This is a genomic window from Martinezella lusitana, from assembly GCF_900094565.1.
Taxonomy (GTDB): Bacteria; Pseudomonadota; Alphaproteobacteria; order Rhizobiales; family Rhizobiaceae; genus Rhizobium; species Rhizobium lusitanum.
This window is the reverse complement of the sequence record NZ_FMAF01000002.1, coordinates 153,988-171,485: the sequence shown is the minus strand read 5'-3', so window position 1 is coordinate 171,485 and position 17,498 is coordinate 153,988. Positions and strand designations below refer to the sequence as shown.

15 protein-coding genes are annotated in these 17,498 nt (G+C 59.8%); 4 read left to right on the top strand and 11 right to left on the bottom strand.

Annotated features, from left to right (window positions below):
- Positions 1-17 precede the first annotated feature (17 nt).
- From GA0061101_RS04125 to GA0061101_RS40730, 4 genes are all read right to left on the bottom strand, one after another.
- On the bottom strand, positions 18-1,043 hold the full coding sequence (locus tag GA0061101_RS04125; RefSeq protein WP_037195791.1) for an ABC transporter permease: 1,026 nt from the start codon (positions 1,041-1,043) through the stop codon (positions 18-20).
- A gap of 32 nt (positions 1,044-1,075) precedes the next feature.
- On the bottom strand, positions 1,076-2,617 hold the full coding sequence (locus GA0061101_RS04120) for a sugar ABC transporter ATP-binding protein (protein ID WP_037195788.1): 1,542 nt from the start codon (positions 2,615-2,617) through the stop codon (positions 1,076-1,078).
- A 72-nt stretch (positions 2,618-2,689) separates the two neighbouring features.
- Complete coding sequence (locus GA0061101_RS04115; protein ID WP_037195787.1) at positions 2,690-3,619, bottom strand: sugar ABC transporter substrate-binding protein; 930 nt, start codon at positions 3,617-3,619, stop codon at positions 2,690-2,692.
- A 38-nt stretch (positions 3,620-3,657) separates the two neighbouring features.
- Positions 3,658-3,780, bottom strand: coding sequence for a hypothetical protein (locus GA0061101_RS40730; RefSeq protein ID WP_280518134.1), 123 nt, complete (start codon positions 3,778-3,780; stop codon positions 3,658-3,660).
- A gap of 208 nt (positions 3,781-3,988) precedes the next feature.
- Between GA0061101_RS40730 and GA0061101_RS04110 the strand changes: the two genes are divergently transcribed.
- Positions 3,989-4,495: a DUF1993 domain-containing protein gene (locus GA0061101_RS04110; protein ID WP_037195786.1), complete on the top strand. Its 507-nt coding sequence runs from the start codon at positions 3,989-3,991 to the stop codon at positions 4,493-4,495.
- A 21-nt stretch (positions 4,496-4,516) separates the two neighbouring features.
- Here GA0061101_RS04110 and GA0061101_RS04105 read toward each other — a convergent pair whose 3' ends face one another.
- The 4 genes from GA0061101_RS04105 to GA0061101_RS04090 all read right to left on the bottom strand — a co-directional run bounded on the left by GA0061101_RS04105 (position 4,517) and on the right by GA0061101_RS04090 (position 8,184).
- Positions 4,517-6,085 carry an alkaline phosphatase family protein gene (locus GA0061101_RS04105; protein ID WP_092573099.1) on the bottom strand — a complete coding sequence of 523 codons (1,569 nt, stop codon included), beginning with the start codon at positions 6,083-6,085 and terminating at the stop codon, positions 4,517-4,519.
- Entirely contained in the window at positions 6,063-7,046 is a 984-nt protein-coding gene (galE, locus tag GA0061101_RS04100; protein ID WP_037195784.1) for a UDP-glucose 4-epimerase GalE, read from the bottom strand. Before galE ends, GA0061101_RS04105 begins: the two co-directional genes overlap by 23 nt.
- A gap of 139 nt (positions 7,047-7,185) precedes the next feature.
- The gene (locus GA0061101_RS04095) at positions 7,186-7,869 is read right to left on the bottom strand and encodes a YoaK family protein (RefSeq protein WP_037195783.1); all 684 of its coding nucleotides are present in this window, start codon (positions 7,867-7,869) and stop codon (positions 7,186-7,188) included.
- 126 nt (positions 7,870-7,995) lie between these two features.
- Positions 7,996-8,184 carry a hypothetical protein gene (locus tag GA0061101_RS04090; RefSeq protein WP_047554321.1) on the bottom strand — a complete coding sequence of 63 codons (189 nt, stop codon included), beginning with the start codon at positions 8,182-8,184 and terminating at the stop codon, positions 7,996-7,998.
- Positions 8,185-8,442: 258 nt separating this feature from the next.
- Here GA0061101_RS04090 and GA0061101_RS04085 point away from each other — a divergent pair, with 258 nt between their 5' ends.
- Positions 8,443-9,729, top strand: a complete 1,287-nt coding sequence (locus tag GA0061101_RS04085; RefSeq protein WP_047554323.1) for a nucleotide sugar dehydrogenase — start codon at positions 8,443-8,445, stop codon at positions 9,727-9,729.
- A 32-nt stretch (positions 9,730-9,761) separates the two neighbouring features.
- Here GA0061101_RS04085 and GA0061101_RS04080 read toward each other — a convergent pair whose 3' ends face one another.
- Positions 9,762-10,697, bottom strand: a complete 936-nt coding sequence (locus tag GA0061101_RS04080; RefSeq protein ID WP_047637916.1) for an NAD-dependent epimerase/dehydratase family protein — start codon at positions 10,695-10,697, stop codon at positions 9,762-9,764.
- Between the two features lie 189 nt (positions 10,698-10,886).
- Between GA0061101_RS04080 and GA0061101_RS04075 the strand changes: the two genes are divergently transcribed.
- Together GA0061101_RS04075 and GA0061101_RS04070 are read left to right on the top strand one after the other, a co-directional pair.
- Positions 10,887-11,462 carry a sugar transferase gene (locus GA0061101_RS04075; protein WP_037196155.1) on the top strand — a complete coding sequence of 192 codons (576 nt, stop codon included), beginning with the start codon at positions 10,887-10,889 and terminating at the stop codon, positions 11,460-11,462.
- A 170-nt stretch (positions 11,463-11,632) separates the two neighbouring features.
- Entirely contained in the window at positions 11,633-13,018 is a 1,386-nt protein-coding gene (locus GA0061101_RS04070) for an O-antigen ligase family protein (protein ID WP_052224133.1), read from the top strand.
- Between the two features lie 5 nt (positions 13,019-13,023).
- Here the strand turns inward: GA0061101_RS04070 and GA0061101_RS04065 are convergent, their stop codons facing one another.
- Both GA0061101_RS04065 and GA0061101_RS04060 read right to left on the bottom strand, forming a co-directional pair.
- Entirely contained in the window at positions 13,024-14,139 is a 1,116-nt protein-coding gene (locus tag GA0061101_RS04065) for a glycosyltransferase family 4 protein (RefSeq protein WP_092573098.1), read from the bottom strand.
- Between the two features lie 42 nt (positions 14,140-14,181).
- Positions 14,182-17,103, bottom strand: coding sequence for a glycosyltransferase family 4 protein (locus GA0061101_RS04060; RefSeq protein ID WP_092573097.1), 2,922 nt, complete (start codon positions 17,101-17,103; stop codon positions 14,182-14,184).
- Between the last annotated feature and the right edge of the window lie 395 nt (positions 17,104-17,498).

Here is a 17,498-nt window from a genome sequence, read left to right as displayed (position 1 = left end):
ATCCTGTTTCAGGCGTTTCAGCGTTTCGCCCGCTTCTTCTGGCGGTAGACGTCGATGGCGACGGCGGCGATGATGATGACGCCCTTGGCGATTTCCTGGTAGTACGCGTCGACGTTCAGGAAGGTGAAGCCGGAAATCATCACGCCGAGGATGACCGTGCCGATCACCGTGCCGGCGATGCGCCCCACGCCGCCGGTAAGCGAGGTACCGCCGATGACGGCGGCTGCGATCGCGTCCAATTCATAGGTCACACCCATGCCGGCCTGCGCCGTCTGGACGCGGGCGGCGGTGATGATGCCGGCAAGCCCGGCCAGAAGCCCCGCAATTGCATAGACCTTGACCAGATGCCCCTCGACATTGATGCCCGACACGCGCGCTGCCTGCATGTTGGCGCCGATCGCATAGGTGAACTTGCCGTAGCGGGTGTAGCGCAGCACGACATGGAACGCGACCGCGATGATCAGGAAAACGATGACGGGCCAGATTCCGGAACCGATGAAATTGAACTGCTCGGTGAGGCCGGAGATCGGCTGTCCCTTGGTGTAGAGCTTCGACAGGCCGCGCGCCGAGACCATCATGCCGAGCGTGGCGATGAAAGGCGGAATTTTCGTCCGGGTGATGAGCTGACCGTTGATATAGCCGGCAAGCAGGCCGATCAAAAGCCCGACGCCGATCGGAACGAAGAAGGGCATGTCGGTCAGCGCCGGATAGACGGCCCGCGCCCAGGTGGAGGACTGGGCAAAACTCGCAGCGATCATGGCGGTCAGGCCGACGACGGAGCCCGACGACAGATCGATCCCGCCGGTTATGATGACCTGCGTCACGCCGATGGAGATGATGCCAATGACGGAGACCTGCAGAATCATGATCTTCAGGCGCTGCACGTTCATCAGGAAGCTCTGCCCGACGAAGATCCAGCCAAGGATTTCGCAGACGAGTGCAATGCCGATCAGCACGAGGAAGATGCCGAGTTCGGGCGGAACACGGCGACGTCTCGGACGCGTCAATGCCGGTGCGGCCGCCTCTGCAACTTTGCTAACCATGGTTCAATCCTCCCTTGCGATGATTGACGGCGTCACTGCGCCGCCAGCTCCATCACCTTCACTTGAGTTGCTTCCGCTCGATCCAGGAATCCGGTGACCCGTCCCTCATGCATCACCATGATGCGGTCGCTCATGCCGAGTACCTCGGGCATTTCCGACGAGATCATGACGACGGCGACGCCGTCGCGCGCCATTTCGGTGACCAGGCGATGGATTTCCGCCTTGGCGCCGACATCGATGCCGCGCGTCGGCTCGTCCAGGATCAAAATGCGAGGCTTGGTAAGCAGCCACCGGCCGATCAGCGCCTTCTGCTGATTGCCGCCGGAAAGATTTTCGATCCGCTCATCAAGGTTCGGCGTCTTGACGCGCAGCTTGCGCGCCATCTCCTCGCAGGCCTGCTCCACAGAGCCCTCCTGCACGAAGCCGCCACGCACGAACTTGTCGTGCAGCACGGCGACCTGCATGTTTTCGAGCACGCTGAGGATCAGCAGACAGCCGGTGTCCTTGCGGTCTTCGGTCAGAAACGCCATGCCGTGACGGATCGCCGCCGCCGGCGAGGAAATCTCGACCTTCTTGCCGAAAAGCTCGATCGTGCCTGACGATGCCGGCGTCACGCCGAAGATCGTCTCGGCGACATTCGATCGCCCGGAGCCGACCAGTCCGGCAACACCGAGGATTTCGCCGGCCCTGACATCGAAGGAAACATTCGAAAAGACGCCGTCGAGGCTCAAGTCCTTGACCGAAAGGACGGTTTCGCCGATCGGCACCTCCTCCTTCGGGAACATCTGCGTGATCTCGCGACCGACCATCATACGGATGATGTCGTCGCGGGTGACATCGGTGGACGCATGCGTGCCGATATACTTCCCGTCGCGGAAGACCGAGAATTCGTCGGCGATCTCGAACAGCTCGTTCATCTTGTGGGTGATGTAGACGATACCGATGCCCTGTTCGCGCAGGCCGCGGATAATCTCGAACAGATGCGCCACCTCGCGCTCGGTCAGCGCCGAGGTAGGCTCGTCCATGATCAGCACGTCGGAATCGTAGGAGACCGCCTTGGCGATTTCGACCATCTGCCGGCTGGCAACCGAAAGCTCGCTGACCTGGATTTCGGGATCGATCGAAATGTTGAGGCGGCGGAAAAGCTCTTCGGTCTTGCGGCTCATCTCGGCGTGATCGACGAAACCGAAGCGGTTCTTCGGCTCGCGCCGGATCCAGATATTCTCGGCAACAGTCATGAACGGCATCAGGTTGAGCTCCTGATGGATCATCGCAATGCCGTTTTCCAGCGCATCCAGCGGCGATTTCAGCCGGATCTCGACGCCCTTGAGGCGCACTTCGCCCTGGTCTGGAATATAGATGCCGGCAAGGATCTTCATCAGCGTCGACTTGCCGGCGCCGTTTTCGCCCATCAGCGCATGCACAGTGCCGCGCTTCAGACGGAAGGAAACATCGTCGAGGGCCAGGACGCCCGGAAATTCCTTGCGGATGCCTTCTGCGCTGAGCAGGTAGGCGGCGTTGGGGACGGCGCCGCTGGCGCGTACCGCAGCCATGGTGGATGGGCTGACAGCCATTTTTTCCTCCCGGGCAGCTCGGATTTATGAGGATGCGGGCTCAAACGCCCGCATCCGTCGATCATCGCACCGTCAGTTCTTCTTGACGAAGTCCTTGACGTTTGCCGGCGTCACGAGCTGGAAGGGAATGTAAACCTTCTTCTCGATCTTATCACCCTTGGCGAGCTTCAGCGCGGCATCCACGGCGCCCTTGCCCTGACCGGCGGCATCCTGGAATACCGTGACCTTCAGGTCGCCGGCCTGCATCGCAGCCAAGGCATCCTGCGTCGCGTCGACACCGGCGACGACGATCTTGTCGAGCGACTTGCCGGAAGCCTTCAGCGCCTGGATGGCGCCGATCGCCATTTCGTCGTTGTTGGAGATCACGGCATCGAATTCGATGCCGCTGGAAAGCCAGTTGGTCATCAGGTCGGCGCCCTGGGTACGCTGCCAGTTGGCAGTCTGCTCCTGGACGATGGTAATGCCCTTGCACTGGTCGGTGGCGATAACGTCATGCACGTCCTTCGTGCGCATGCGAGCAGCCTGGTTGGACAGCTCACCCATCATGACGACAGCCTTGCCCTTGCCGCCGAGAAGCCGGCAAACTTCCTTGGCTTCCAACGTGCCGGATTCCTGCTCGTTGGATGCGACGAAGGCCTGCTTGTCCGGAAGGCTGTCGACGTTCGCCGGCTCGCGGTTGACGTAGATCAGCGGGATCTTGGCATCGGCAGCCAGTTTGGAGATGGCAGCCGTCGCGTCGGTATCGACCGGGTTGACGATGATGGCATCGACCTTACTGGCGATGAAGTTCTGAATCTGGCTCTGCTGCTTGGCGATGTCGTTCTGAGCGTCTTCGACCTGCAGGTTCACGCCCTTCAAGGTCTTGGCGTAGTCCTGCATGCCGTTGCGCAGAACGGTCAGGAAGTTGTCGTCGAACAGCGCCATCGAGACGCCGATTGTTTCGGCATGGGCCGCAGTCGACAGCATAAGTGCCATCGCCGAGCCAAGGATGAATTTCTTCATGTTTTTCCTCCCAGATACGGTGCCCGGCCGCACCCCTCCTAAATGCCGGAGCCCCCGGTTTCGACCGCAGGACCTACAATCAATTCGGCCGTCACTCCCATGGCGGCCACATTGAAAAACGGAACAAACAAACCGTAAAATTCTCTATGCGGAATATTCATTCCATTTTTCCACACAAAGGTCAATACTATTTTCTGACCGCATCGCAGAAGCCGGCGATGACGGATTTCTCAGGGCGGATACTGCAAGAATCGACGATCGAACCTACATACGGGCACCCCTCAGGTGGAACCGACGTTCCATCGCCATATGAACGGGGTAGAATGCCATTGATACCGGCCGCCCGGCCGGCCATAACGGAGAACAAGCATGCCTTCGATGTACAGTTTCTCGGTCCCCGTCTTTCAGCGCGGCCTGCAAAATCTTTCCGCCTATCTCGACAGGATCGAAGCCTATGCCGCTGAAAAAGGTATCGAGCCGAATGAACTCATCGCGGCGCGTCTGTTTGACGACATGCTGCCGCTTTCCGGTCAGTTCCAGCGCGCTTCCGATACCGCAAAGCTCACCATATCCCGGCTCGCCGGCATCGATGCTCCGCGCTTCGAGGACAACGAGACGACCGTCGCCGACCTGCGCGAGCGCCTGAAGAAAACGCAGGATTTCCTCGCGACGGTGACGCCGGAGGCTATGGAAGGCAGCGCCGAGCGGGAAGTCACCATCTCGCCGGGAGGCAACAAGACGGTCTTCAAGGGCGAGGATTATCTTGCAAAGTTCGCGCTGCCGAACTTCTTCTTCCACATCACCACGGCACACGGCATATTGCGCAGCCGTGGCCTGCCCGTCGGCAAGATGACCTATCTCGGACCGTTTGCCTGATAGCCTGCCATTGAATCTCGATCAGGGCCGGCGCGAAACCGGCCCTTCTTCCGTCAGCTCCGTATAGGCAAGCGTCTGGTCCAGGTGCTGTGCCCGCAGGGACAGGAGCTTTTCGGCATAGGCAAGCCGGGTTGCCGCGTAGGCTCCATCAGCAGCGACATTGGAAAGCTCCATCGGGTCCTTCGCCAGATCGAACAGCAGTGGCGGCAGGCCGGCGAAATGGACGTATTTGAAGCGCTCGTCCCGGATGACGGCGAGGTTGCAGGCATTGGATTTCAGGCCGAAATGCCGCTCAGGCTCGCCATTGGCGATATCGCGGAAATCGAACTCCCAGAATGCCGCCTCGCGCCAACCCTCCGGCACCGCGCCCGCGAGAAAAGGCAACAGCGTCTCACCATCGACATGGTTTCGAGGCTCGATACCGAGCCGGTCGCACAGGCTCGGGAAGATATCCGCCGCGCTGGTGAAATGCTCCACTTCCCGACCGTGGGCAACGGGCCGGCCCGGATCGCGAATAACAAGCGGGACATGATAGCTGCCGTCGAAAAAGCCGCCCTTGCCGAGCATCCAGTGATCGCCCATCATTTCGGCATGGTCCGATGTGAAGATGATCAAGGTGTCATCCCAGGCATCGGCATCCCTGAGCGCCTGCCAGATCCGCCCGAGCTGTGCGTCGACCTCGGCAATCATGCCGTAATAGATGGCGCGGATCGCCGACAGATCCTGCGACGTCCAGTCGGCGATGGGACCTTCGCCGCCGTAGATGAAACCGCTCTTGTCGATCAGCGGCAGGGCGAAGGCAAGAAGCGGATGCGCTGCCTGCTCCGCCTCGCGGTTGGCGGCGCGCGCAAAAGTCGGGCCATCACTCGCCGAGAACATGCGATTATAGGGTTCCGGCACCGAGAACGGCGGATGGGGCCTCAGAAAGGAAACATGCGCGAACCAGGGCGCATCCTGCTCGCCGAACCAACGGATGAATTCGCCGGCGAGGAAAGCCGTCTGCGTCTCGTCCCTGGAATAGGTGGGCGCATTGCTTGAAATCTCGCCGGGCTTCGCGCCGACGGGAATATGGATTTCGCGGCTGACGGCATCGGCATGGCCGCGCGAACGCAGCCAGGATAGCCACTGCTTTTCATGCTCGGGCAGAAGCTGCCGCGCCGTGAAGCCCGGCAGCACGCCCTCATAGGTCGTCAGATGCGGATCGTGAGGATCCCTGCTGCGCGGATCGGGCGCGGTATCCGTGTAGCCGAACAGCGTCGGATCGTAGCCGGCCCGGCGCGCTGCAAGCGCCAGATTGTCGAAACGGGCATCCAGCGGCGACCCGTTGCGGCAAACGCGATGGTTCATCTGATAGAGGCCGGTATAGAGCGTCGCCCGCGCCGGCGAGCAGGGCGCAGCCCCCGCAAAATGCCGGCGGAACAGCACGCCCTCCCGCGCCAGCGCATCGACATTCGGCGTCCTGACGCAATCGTGTCCAACCGCGGAAAGGCAATCGCCCCGCCACTGATCGGCCGAAATCAACAGCACGTTTGGGCGCTTGCCCACACCATTCAGAGAGGAACGCTGCTCAGTGCTGGTTCGACTTGGCATGCCAATTCCAGGCGGATTCGACGATCTCAGTCAGATCATATTTCGGCGACCAGCCGAGAACGTCGCGGGCCTTGTCGTTATTGGCGACCAAGGTCGTCGAATCGCCCTCGCGGCGACCGACATATTCGACCGGGAACGGCCGATCCGACACGGTCTCGATCGTTCCCAGCAATTCCTTCACCGTCGTGCCGGTGCCGGTGCCGAGATTGAGCGCGACGGATTCGCCGCCGCGCAGCAGATATTCCACCGCCCGGACATGCGCGTCGGCGAGGTCGAGCACATGGATGTAATCGCGCACACAGGTCCCATCGCGGGTGTCATAGTCGCTGCCGAACACCTTGAAGCCCTGGCGGCGACCGAGCGCGGCTTCGATGGCGAGCGGAATGGCATGCGTTTCCGGCGTGTGCCACTCGCCGATGCGCCCCTCGAAATCCGCGCCGGCGGCGTTGAAATAGCGCAGCACCACGGAGCGCAGCCCCTTGTACTGATCATAATCGGCAAGCGCCTGCTCGACGATATATTTCGTGCGGCCGTAAGGGTTGATCGGCACCTGCCGATGGCTTTCGTCGAGCGGCACACTCTGCGGCAGGCCATAGGTCGCGCAGGTGGAGGAAAAGACGAAGGCCCCGACACCGGCCGCCTGCGCCGCCGAAAGCAGGGTCAACGTGCCGATGACGTTGTTTTCATAGAAGGAAACGGGATCCTTGACCGACTCGCCCACTTCGATCAGCGCGGCGAAATGCAGGATGGCGGCTGGCTTGTGTTTGGCAAGCACCTCGTCGAGGCGCGCGCGATCGCGGATATCCCCCTCCTCGGCCGGACCCCATTTGACGAATTCACGATGGCCGTTGGAGAAATTGTCATAAACGACTGGCTGAAATCCCTTGTTCGCAAGATCCAGACATGTATGCGAGCCGATATAGCCGGCTCCGCCTACCACAAGCACCGTTTCTCCTGCCATAATCACCTCTTCTCAACCTTCAACGACATCTAGCCCAAGCGCGGGGGACCGTATTCGATCCGACGCGTAGAGTTAGAGAGCTGTAGCCGACTTGCAAGGCCGGAGAAAGGCGCAAGATTGGCAGGATCGGGACGAAAAGCTAAGCCGGCTTCGCCGCAGCCTTACTGGTGTGCATGAGAATTCCGACAAGCGCCAGAACCGGCGGCAGCAAGAAACATTGCATGCCGGCGAACAGAAAAAGTGCGGCGGCCATGCCGCAGCCAAGGGCAAAACCGCCGACGGCAGCTCCCATGCGGGCAAGCCGGGCGGTCATTGCCGCCCGCGCCTCCGGCTCGGCCCCGCGCAGCATATCGGCGATATCGATCATGATCTGCGTCGTCGTCCCCGTCATCATCGTCGTCGGCGGCGTCGAGCCGAGATGGACGCGATGAGCCGCCGTCTGGATCGCCATCGCCGAGACCAGCGTCATGCCTGTGAGGATCGCCTGCCAGCCATCCCCATCGGCGAACGGGCCGAAACGGATGGCGAAAATGGCGGCAAGCACCAACAGCAGGAATTTCAGCGACAGGATGATCTGCAATGTCGGCAGGTTGCGCCGCGACAGATCACTGCCAATGAGGCGCGCGAGAATGACGACCACGCAGAAGACCGGCAGCGCCAGAAGCTTGGCCGCAGCGCCGGACGTTCCGAGCGCCATGGCCGCGCCGAAGGTCACGAAATTGCCTGTGACATGCGCCGTGAACAGTCCGTGCAAGGCAAGAAATCCGGCGGTATCGACATAGCCGCCATTGATGCTCAGGAGGGTGGGCAGGCTCGGCTTCATCGGCTCCTCGTCTTCGCGTTGATCGCCTCCGATCTTATCGCGCCGAACAATCGCCGATGTCGAGATAATTGCGCAATCACGCTGTACAAGCTTGTGACGATTTCTCCAGCTAATCGCCGCTCGCGCCTATTCGCCGCGCTCGCTTTCGAGTGCGGCGATTTCGTCGGAGATTTCCGTAATCCTTTGCTGAAGCTCTGCTTCGGTGCCGTCCTCGACGTCACCTTCGCCAAAACAATAGCGCGCTATATGCAGCTCAAGCTTGGCCTCGAGTTCCTCGCGCTGGACGTGGAGATGTTTGAGATGGCTGTTTCGCATTGCGAACCACGCTTTCGATAAAATAAGTCTCACCCTTATAAATAGGTTGGAGACCAGAAAGTTTCGATGCACATGTCAGGCGCGTGGCCAAAACTGCTTCCGCAACACGCTGTAACACCGTATCCCCCGCCTATTGCAAAGCCCTCATCCGATATTCACATTCACGCGACCTGCACCTGAAACAGGCTGAAGGCAAATATTGGCGCTGACACGGGCCATGGATTTGGGCTAATTCAGGTGGCTTGTTCGAGGTATGGTGTGTTGAACGAAAAAATTGCCGTCATCGGCCTGGGTTATGTGGGATTGCCTGTCGCGATCGCGCTGGCCGAAAAATTTCATGATGTGGTCGGTTTCGACATCAAGGCCTCCCGCGTCGCCGCGCTGAAGGCGGGTGACGATGATACCCGCGAGGTTTCCGCTGAGAGGCTGAAAGCGAGCGGGCTGCGCATCAGCAGCGACCTGCAGGACCTGCGGGACCGCGATATTTTCATCGTCGCCGTGCCGACGCCGATCGATCGCAACCGGCAGCCGGATCTCAGGCCGATGATTTCCGCCTCGCGCACGGTGGGCCAGGTTTTGCGCAAGGGCTCAGTCGTCGTCTACGAATCGACTGTCTATCCCGGCGTGACGGAAGAGGTATGCGGCCCGGTGCTCGCAGAAGTTTCCGGCCTGCGGCAGGGTGAGGATTTCCATGTCGGCTATTCGCCTGAGCGCATCAACCCCGGCGACAAGGAACACACCTTCGAGCGCATCGTGAAGGTCGTCGCCGGCGACAGCGAGGAAACGCTGGACAGGATCGCCGCCGTCTATGGCGCCGTGGTCGAGGCCGGCATTCACCGCGCGCCCAGCATCAAGGTCGCCGAAGCCGCCAAGGTGATCGAAAACACCCAGCGCGACGTCAACATCGCGCTGATGAACGAGCTGTCGATCATCTTCGAAAAGATGGATATCCGCACCGCCGACGTGCTCAAGGCGGCAAGGACGAAATGGAATTTCCTGCCCTTCACCCCCGGTCTCGTCGGCGGCCATTGCATCGGCGTCGATCCCTACTACCTCACCGCCAAGGCGGAAGAGCTCGGCTATCACCCGGAGGTCATTCTTTCCGGCCGCCGCATCAATGACGGCATGGGCGCCTTCATCGCCCAGAAGCTCATCAAGATGCTGGTATCGGCAAAGAAGCCTATCAATGGCGCCAGAATCGGCATCTTCGGCCTGACCTTCAAGGAAAACGTGCCCGATCTGCGCAACAGCCGCGTGCCCGACATCATCCGCGAGCTGCACCAGTTCGGCCTGGAGCCGCTGGTGCACGATCCGATGGCGAGCCATCCGGAAGCGGAAGAGGAATACGGCATACGCCTGGCGCAACTGAAGGATTTCGGCAAGCTCGACGCCCTCGTTCTTGCCGTTCCGCACAAATCCTATCTGGCCGAGGGTGCTGCCGGTATTCTCGATCTGCTGACCGAGAACGCCGTGGTCGTCGACGTGAAAGCGGCACTCGACCCCCGCAATCCCTTGCTACAGAGCCACTCGGTCTGGAGCCTCTAGGGGTCTGGCGGAAGACCCCGGCCCGATGCCGATCAACCGTCTTTCGCGTCGGAACCACCGACCGTCAGCGCCAGTCCCTCCTCGACGGAATAGGGCGGCGACCAGCCGGTGATCGCTTTCGTCTCGCCGATATCGACCTGAAGCGAGCCAAGAAGACGCTGTGCCGCCGCACGGCGCCCGAGGAGCGCTGCTAGTCCTTCCAGCAAAATCGGTGGCACCGGCAGCATGAGGGCTTTCCGCCCCGTGGCCGACGACAGCCTGGCAATCAATTCGCCGATCGAAAGATCCTCGCCGTCGCTGATCAGAAACACACGATTTCCGACGGCCGGATGACGAACGCAGAGCAGCATGAAATCGACGAGATTGCCGACGAACACCAGAGACCGCCGATTGACGACATTGCCGAACGGCCAGGGGAACGGCCGCTTGGCCCATGTCATCAGGCTTGCGAAATTCGCTTTGACGCCGGGTCCGTAGACCAGCGGCGGCCGGATGATGACGACATCCATGCCCGTCTCGGCGGCCACGGCCAGCAGTGCCTCCTCCGCTTCCAGCTTCGAGCGGCCATAGGCATCTTCCGGGTGCGGGACATCCGAGGCCTTGAAGGGCTTATCCCGCGCGGTTTCCTCGCCATTGACCTTGATCGAGCTCAGGAAGAGGAAGCGCCTGACACCGGCTCTCGCCGCCTGCCGCGCCAGATTGACCGTGGCATCGACATTGACGGCGCGAAATGCGGCAAGCGGATCGGCTGCACTCTCGTTCATGACATGAACGCGGGCGGCCAGATGCATGACGACGTCGGCACCGGCAAGCGCAGCCGACCAATCCGTCCCGCCATCGATCGCGCCCATGGCGACGAATCCCGGCCTCGGCGCGCGGCTCACCGGCCGATACTCCATCTGCCGCCGGGAAAGCTCGGCACAAAGCGCCCGTCCGACAAAGCCCGTCGCACCGGTGACCAGGATCATGCGTCCATTGCCTCTATTCGTTCGTCTGTTCGTTTTGTCGGACATGCTTTGCATAGGACATCGGCTGAGAACAAGCCCGAGGAATTTTGAGCAGGGCGGTTGTGCGCCAATCCGCGATATGAGATGCACAACGGAACAATGGCTATCATCGCGACCGCAAAGCCGGTGCCGATGCAACTCAACGAGACGATGCTCTATACGATCGCCAAGCGCCTTTTCGATTTTCTTGCCGCTCTTGCCGCGGCCATCGTCTTTTCCATTCCGATCCTGATCGTCGCCATCGCCGTTCGCGTGACATCGCCAGGCCCCATCCTCTACTGGTCGGATCGGGTCGGCCGCGGAAATAAGATTTTCGGCATGCCGAAATTCCGCAGCATGCGCACGGATACGCCCGCGGTCGCCACGCACCTGCTGAAGGATCCCAAGATCTATCTGACGCCGATCGGCTCCTTCCTGCGTAAATCCAGCCTGGACGAGCTGCCGCAGCTCTGGTGCATCCTGAAGGGAGAAATGAGCATCGTCGGCCCCCGCCCCGCTCTTTTCAATCAGCACGACCTGATCGCGCTCCGCACCGAGCGCGGCGTCGATGCCTTGTTGCCCGGCCTTACCGGTTGGGCGCAGGTCAATGGTCGCGACGAACTGCCTATTCCTCAGAAGGTGGCCCTGGACGAGGACTATCTGCGCCAGCGCTCCTTTCTCTTCGATCTCAAGATTATCATTCTGACGGCATTGAAGGTGGTTCGACGCGATGGAGTGACCCATTAGCAGGCACCTTGGCAAGCATCGGACGGAAATCGCCGTGGCGGAGGGAGTGGTGCGCAAAAATGCCGTATTCCTGCCCCTTTGCGACCCTAGGGGCCGTCATCGGGTTCCGGAATGCCGGATATTCAATCGAATGTGGACGAAGGCGGACGACGACATTGGACGACTCGCGCATGAACAACCTGCATGCTGATCTCGCGGCCGAAACTCCTGGCGTCGCCAAAGCAGCGAGCACAATGCCGAAAGCTGTGGCGATCATCGGCGGCTTGCTTTGGCTTTTCCTGGCTTCTCCGACCGTCGTCGAAAGCGACGCCTATCGCTATGCGGCGGCGCTCCTCTCGCTGATCGCCCTCTATTACTATATGAGAGCGCCCGTGCGGCCGCGCACGGACTGGATCGGCTGGCTCTGCATGGGCTGGGCTTTCTACGTGATGGCGCGCTTCGGCATCAACTATTGGCTGACGCCGCAGCATGATATCGGCGCATCGGACTGGCTCTACGCCTTTCCCTTCTTCTTTCCCATCATGGGCGTCGCCTTCCTGATCTATGAAGAGCTGATGGAAAAGATCGTGGCGGCCTATTTCGCCATGGCGCTCATCATGCTGATCGCCACGCAGCATTTCCGCGAGGTTTTTGCCGGCGAGACCATCCGCCCGCTGATCATGAACAATCAGATCCACGGCGCCGTCGCCTGCGGCATGATCGTCATCTTTACGCTGTTCTGGCTGCTGCACTACCTGACGGAAAAATCCGGCGATCGACGGATTGCTCGCTTCGCCTACATCGTTTCGCCCTTCATCTTCGCTCTCTGCTTCATCGCCATTTACGGTGCCAAATCGAAGGGCGTCTGGCTGGCGCTCGGCATTACCCTACCGCTGATGGCGCTTATCACGCTGACCTATCTGCGCATGAAGAGCGGCATCATCGCCATCGTCGCCGTAGCGGCCTTGCTGATAGCCGGCGTCTATGGTGTGCGGCACAATCTCGACAAGACGGCAGGTCCGACCGTATCGGCGGCTCTTGCCATGGTGGAAAATGTCACCGGCGGTCACGATCTGGGCGGCGTGGTCTCAAGCACCATCAGCTCCACCAATACCCCGGTATCGATGGACGAGCGCCTGCAGCTCTGGTCGAACAGCTGGGAGGTCTTCTCCTCCGCGCCCGTTTTCGGCTGGGGCAGCAAATGGCTCGAGCGCTGGGCCGAGACGCGCTATTCGCACATTCAATACACGCTGCTGCACAATGGCTACCTGGAGATCCTGGTGCGCTACGGCCTGTTCGGTGCCGTCGTGATGGCCTTCATGCTCGGCGTCTTCATCCGGGCCGTCTGGCGCGCCCGCAAGGCGGGAATCATCCCCCGGGCCGCATGGCACGCCTATATCGTATGCATTTTCTTCTTCTCGCTGACGCTGCTCAGCAACTCCAACAACCGTCTCGCCATCGGCGAAGGCTTCGCCTTCGCAAGCTCCGCCTTCGCCTGCTGGTGCCACATGCGCACCAAAGGCGAATATCTGGCGGCGTCGAAGCCGGTGCTGCAGAGCGCCACATCCAGCGCTTGAGTTCATCAGCCGCGGCGCTTAGCGATCGCCTTTTCGAAGATGCGCTCCAATTGCCGCGCACTTTCCATCCAATCGAAGCGAGCGGCATTCGGCCTTGCCTTTTCGGCAAGGCGCGCATGAAGCTCGCTATCGGTCGCAAGGCTTTCCAGACCGCCAAGGATGGATTGCACATCGTTGGGGTTGACGAGGATACCCGCCTCCCCGGCAGCCTCCGGCATGGATGATGTATTTGATGTCATCACAGGTATGCCCATCGCATTGGCTTCGATGATGGGAAATCCAAAACCTTCATAAAGCGACGGCATCGCCAGAAATCGGGCCCGGCCATAGAGCTGCGCCAAATCGGCATCGGATACATAGCCGGTCAGCCGAACGAACGGCTCGATCTGCAGGGTCGCGATGTGCTCCTTGAGATCACCAAGCCTCCAGCCTTGGCCGCCGGCGAGCACGAGCAGCAACTCTTGCCGTATCTCTTCCGGCAAAGACGCGTAGGCCTGCAACAGCCGCAGCAGATTTTTGCGCGGCTCAAGCGTCCCCACGAATAGAATATAGGGGCGATCGACGCCAAAAGACGACAGAGGCTTGGGTTCGGTCGTCCCGCCGATGGCCGTCAAACCGGGATAGACCACGTTAAGCTTTTCGCCGCATGCCGGAAACTGAGCCTTCAGCACATTAGCCGTGGCGGCGGAAACGGCAACGACTTCATCCGCAACTGCAATCCCCGGCTTCATCAGCCAACGATCGCCCATCCATGTCTGCCAGCGCATGGTTGCGGCCATGTCCTTCCAGACGAGGTCATGGATCGTGATGACTCGCGCGATCCGGCGATCAAGAAAGGACGGCAGACGGTGCGCCGGCCCCCAGAAGACGTCAATCCCGTCCTGTGCCGCGCGGCGTGGCAGCTCCGTCTGCGCCCAGATCATTCTCCTCACACCGCCCGGAAAGCGCGCGACGCGCAGCTCCGCGGGGGGCAGAGCCTTTACGTCCCCATGAGGTTCCTGCGGAAAATAGAGATAGAGCTGATGGCCAAGAAGCGCGAGATGCCGGCTCATTTCCAACACATACCGGCCAATTCCGGTCATGCTCGTTACCAGATTGCGCGCGTCGATACCGATCTTCATTTGGAAATCACCCCTGCGCCGACATGTGTCGCGATCTTGTCATCACAACGGGACCCTCAGCGGATTGCTCCACCAGCCGACTGACTCTTGAACCATGCCTATCTCGGCAGAGGCAGCACCCCGTCGCTTGAACTCCAGTGGGATATCGATCGCCAAATAGACACTATCGCCGGGCGGCACTACGAGCGGAATACGAGATTCATAGTTGTCGGGACCTATAAAGCCGCCATCTTTCGACGGGATGCGATAACTCGCCGCCACTCCAAACGAACCATCGGCGGTGCTGGCGCCCGCCCATGATTTTGGCGAGAGATTTGTCACTCGGACGAGGTATTTCAGGTTCCCGCTGTCGGTTGCGATCGGTCCTTCGACCAGCTCGATCTTGTGCCGGGTGTCCCCGCGAGCAAGCGGCTCGGACATTTTCGTGTTGCCGATATCGGTAATCGGGACATAGGTCTTGTCGGCAGCTGGCTTGTATATCCGATACCAGTCGTCAGCGAGGACGACCCGCTGCAATTCCTCGGCGCTTTCCCTCCAGCTTGTCCCTCTATTCACCATCGGCTGCGAAGAGGAAGAGAGGACGCTATCGGTGGAAGCATTCACGAATGAACGGATCGTTGCTGCAAGAGAATCGGCGGAACCGCTGGTGAAGAAGCGACAATTTTGGTCACTCGCCGTGACTTCGCGAAAAACGGGAATATCGCTCGCGATCACGGCTTTCCCGAAATGCGCCGCTTCCACGATCGGAAGACCGAAACCCTCCGCATAGGAAGCCGCAATCAGCGCATTGCTGCTCGCATAGGCCTGCTGCAGCTTTTCATCCGAAATGCCATTGAGCCAGACGAGGCGCTTTCCGTATTCACGATGCTGCTCGATGCGCCGAACAAGATGCTCGACGCCCCACCCGGGCTTCCCGACGATCGTCAGCCCGACATCCTGACCCTCATCCCACAATCGATCGAAAGCGTCCAAGGCGATCGCATAGCCTTTACGAGGCTCGAGTGTCCCGACCATAAGGAAGGCGGGGCGCTCGTTTTGGCGATCAGCGGCGATGCTTGTGGAAACGGCCGCTTTGCCAAAATCGGCACCGAGATGCCAATAGCCTATCTTCATCTCTCGCGGAAACTGGATGGCCTCGAGTATCGTGATCAGCTCATCGGCGACGGCCTTCGAAATACAGACAAATGCGTTCGAATAAGCAAGTGCCGTCTGAAACCATGCCGAGAAGGTGGGAGGCATGCCTGGATCGCAGAAGCCGGGAAATCTCAACGGAACCGTGTCGTAGAGACACGAAATGACTGTCGCGCCTCTGAGCCGCGCGGTGCGCAGTGTTTTATAGTGATGCCTGAAAAACTCCCAGGAACTGTCGAGCATCAAGATGCGGTCACTCGCGGAAAACTCCAGACGCGCATCTTCTGCGAATGCAGTCGCACCCTTGGGTTTCTCCAGCGTCCTCGGAATAGCGAACCAACCATCGGGGGAATCGCTATAGGCCACGATCCGCTCGACAAGCTGGCTGTCTGCATCCTGCAACTCAGGCAGATTGGCGCATATGTTCTTGACGACCCGCTGAATCCCGGTCTTGTGATCGACGCGATATGTGGATGTGGCGTCGATGATCAGCCGCGACGCTGTCGATCTTATGATCTCCGCGCGCGCAAGCGCCTCCGAAACCATGTCCGGCGGGAGATCAATACTTTGAACCTGGTGCAAAACGGCTTGCTGAGCCGTTGAAAGCGGTTCAGCGTTGCCTTTGCTCCGGGCAGTCGCAACGGCATCCTTCAATGCGGCAACGGCGATGGCGGCGGATCTCGTCCAGCTGAAGTCCAGAGCATGGCTCCGCTGCCTCTCGGCCGCAACTCTTGTCGCCTCGCGGTCGCTCAGCGCATGCTGCATGACCCGCGCTATGTCAGTCACATCGGCTGGGTCGAAGAGAAATTCTTGATCTCCAATGACTTCGGGCAAGGCGCCGGTGTTCGACGCTATCACGGGGGTGCCGCAAGTTGTCGCTTCCAGCGCCGTCAGGCCAAAACCCTCCAGTAGAGAAGGCTGGATTACCAGGTCAGCCTCCTTATAGAGTGCTACAAGTTGGCTGTCGGTCACATGTCCAACCGCTACAAAGTCCCGCGCGGGAAGCCCCAGCTTCCGCCATCTCTCCTCTTCTTCTTTGAGGGGCGATTTCGGATGATCACCGGCCAGCACGAAACTGTACTGCGCTCGCAGATCTGCCGGCAACCGCGCAAACGCCGCGATGGCGGATTTCACATTCTTTCGCCAATCCAGGCCACCAACATAAAGGATGAAACGCTTCTCCGTTGGCCTGGGAAACTTTCCATCAGCATGGTCGATCGCATCCCTGAAATCTTTCGATATTCCTGCGAGCATATTGATGGCATGAGAATTTTTCGAGATTTCGACGCACTCGCTGCGAGAATATTCGGAAATGCAGAGATTGAGATCGAATTGTGAATAAAGGGCAAGGCGCCGCTCATAGCAGGTACGCGTCGCCGACGTCAGCAAATACTGTTGGGGGTAACGGTGAGGTATCGCATCGTAGAATATGGATGCGACAGGAATTTTCAAAATACCATTGGGAAGAAGGGGAATGGCCTTATCCCTGAAACCTTCGAAAGGGCTTGCGGAGAGGGCAATGTCCGGATTGAGCGAGGCCACATGATATGCGAGCGCGATCTCGCTGAGCCGCCGTCGCTCGGAATAGCCGTCGATCCCTTCCCCACCCTCGGCAACGCCATGCCACATCAGAATGTTGGCGGGTTTTATCCATTGTTGAAGATGGTCACGAGCAGCAAGCGCATCCTGCGGCATACCGGCATTGAGCGAGACGAGGAGATCGATCTCCGGGTGATTATCGATGATCCCCAGGAGCAGTTCCTGTACATATCGACCAATTCCGCGCCACTTGCTCGCTGTCTGAAAGCATTGCCCATCAATCCACAATCGCATCAAAGACGATCTTTCATTTCGATTTTGAGATGCCCTGAAGCAACATGTTCCATTTGGTCACAGCGCCCTTCGGTGCATCGATAAACCATTGCCCCTCCTGGTCGCCGTCCAGGAATTCGAGCGTTGGAACTCCATATCCCTGGGCTCTTGCGAATGCCGCAAGCCTTCCCCTTAACATTGGAAAGCGCTGCGCCGACCGAAGGCAGGCATCCTTTAACCGCGGCCTTTTGGCAAGCCAACCCAGGAGCCTTTCCAGAAAGACAGCGACGATACGTTTCAGTAGCCTCTTCATCTCCAGTAGCTTTCGAATTCCTGCCCGAAGCGGGCGAGTAAAACATCATGAAATGCTATTGTGCACCTGTTCGAGTTGATGGCGAGGAACACTCTCCGGACTG